Raw genomic sequence first — 2097 nt, forward strand, 5'->3', positions numbered from 1 at the left:
AATCAAGAAGAAAGCCCACCCTTGCCACGCCCCTAACGTTCTCTGTTGGGAGACGGGGCTACAGGACAGTCAACAACCCCGGGGCAGGTGACCCGTGCAATCCTGCTTCGAATCTTTTGAAATAGTAAAGTAGGTACAGGAGTCACTTTGCGTGTTTCTGCAGTGGCCGAAAGTCGACAGAAAACGTATCAGGAACTGTTCGCCGTCGAGACAAGGTCTCTGATTTCATCGGCGAAAGCCTCGCTCTTTTCCATGTTCTGCATGCCAATCTCGAGCGAACGCCCACTCCCACTGGCGACGTGGACATTCCCTAGCCCGACAAGCGTCTCAGTGACGGACTTGCTTTCTTTCACGGCACGGATTTTTTCACGAGGGATCTCCTGGCGGCTGAGTGAGAGCAGTCGATACTCTTTGATGATCCGGTTACTGGTCACGAAGTATGTCGTCAACGAATTCGTCCAGTAGGTTCGGAGGCCAACCGAGAAGAGATACAACCCGAGGACGAGTGCCACCGTTGGGTACACATAGGGAACACGCGTGAAGTAGAGGAGATACACAGTGGCTGCAAGTAGAGGCATTCCTAATACAATCTTCACCCGAGCGACCCGTTGAGTCGGGTGACGACTCGCGATGATATCTTCACCGTCTCCCATCCGAGGTTTGCTAGGAGAGACCACGTGCACATAGACGCCAATGGCGATGATGAAAGCCCCAAATGAGACGAACGGAAGCCCAACGACTGGCGGGTATTCGAGTTGCCCAAAATACAGCCAAGCACCGGCAGCGATGAAAGGAATCCCGAGCAGCGAGCTCCAGATGCCAGGTTTTCCACGTGCCATACTATTGCCCTCGCAGGAGTTGATGAATAATTCCACCAACAGAGAGTGCGAACCCTCCAAGGGTGAGTGAAAATGGGTCATTCATGAACGCCATCGCCTCATCTTCGCCGACACCGTTCGAAAAGAACCCACGGGAAGGTGGTTCTTCTGTGGGTGTGGTTGTGTTCGGTGTCGTTGTAGGTGCTGCCGTCTCTGCAGTCCGCGTTTGAGGAACTGCTGTTGTAGTTGTCGCCGGCGTCTTTGTGGGAGTCGCCGTTTCCTGAGGTGTCTCGGTAGGAGTGGCTGTCGGCGTCTTGGTGGGAGTTGCTGTGTTTGTCTGCGCTGTCTCACTTTCAGAGATATCCCACGAGACACCCGATGACTTGACCGTCGCCGTTACTTCTACCGGGCCGTTCACGTTGACCGTCTTGGTGTAATTTCGATTAACACTGCAGGTGACGTACTCTGCGAACTCTGCGCCCGTGAACGACGCACCTTCAATAACAGTATACCCATCTGCATTCAACGTTGTTCGGCGGGGGTTGTCGCCGTAGCCATCGAATCGGTAGCCTGGATCTGCAGTACGAACCGGCTCACCTTCCTGATCAAGAATCCGAAAGTCTACGATGTGTGCCTGCGGGAGCGTAAGCGTCCCCAAGTCTGTCTCGCTTTCACCGACAAAGTGTTCGCCAAGAGTGTAGATGTGGGGTGCACCGTTCTTGATGGCTGCAAAATCGTTTCCTGATTCGCCCTTGTAGTAGGCTATCTCATACCGGTTGTTCTCGGGAACCTCGATCTCGAAGTAGCCGTTGTCAGTGGATCTCGTGTTCCCGAAGAACTCACCTCCTCTGAGATTTATCTCATCGTTGACACAGTTTGCACCACTTTCGGCGACTACCTGACCGGTCACTTTCACAGTCTCGGCGCCTGCTGCCCGCCGTGAAGACCCGATGAGGCACGTAGCCCCGACCCCAAGTGCCGCCCCACCTCTCAAGAGTGAGCGACGGCTGCAACTTCGCTTCATGATTTTCTGTTGGTATATGTATAAATAAAACCCACCTGATGAGTCAAGTCTGAAAACGCTGCTTCCAACCTAGTACATCAAACCAGCTATCCGGTGACTCACTCCCGAACTGTGAACACATAGTCTTTTGTCGCTTAACCGCTAACCAGAAGGTTATCAATCACACCCGTTGTGATTTGCCTCGTTCGACTTGCCACCTCGAACTCGTTTCATTCACTCTCACTACTCCTATCCACGAAGGGGCTTTCTCCAGTG

Annotated in this window: 2 protein-coding genes; both read right to left on the minus strand. The window is 53.3% G+C overall.

Translation table 11 applies throughout. The features are described from left to right. Positions 1–188: 188 nt before the first annotated feature. Entirely contained in the window at positions 189–839 is a 651-nt protein-coding gene (locus AUR66_RS03340; protein ID WP_058571095.1) for a PH domain-containing protein, read from the minus strand. Position 840: 1 nt separating this feature from the next. Then, positions 841–1728 carry a hypothetical protein gene (locus tag AUR66_RS03345; RefSeq protein ID WP_058571096.1) on the minus strand — a complete coding sequence of 296 codons (888 nt, stop codon included), beginning with the start codon at positions 1726–1728 and terminating at the stop codon, positions 841–843. Positions 1729–2097 lie beyond the last annotated feature (369 nt).

This window comes from Haloferax profundi (assembly GCF_001469865.1).
GTDB classification, from domain to species: Archaea; Halobacteriota; Halobacteria; order Halobacteriales; family Haloferacaceae; genus Haloferax; species Haloferax profundi.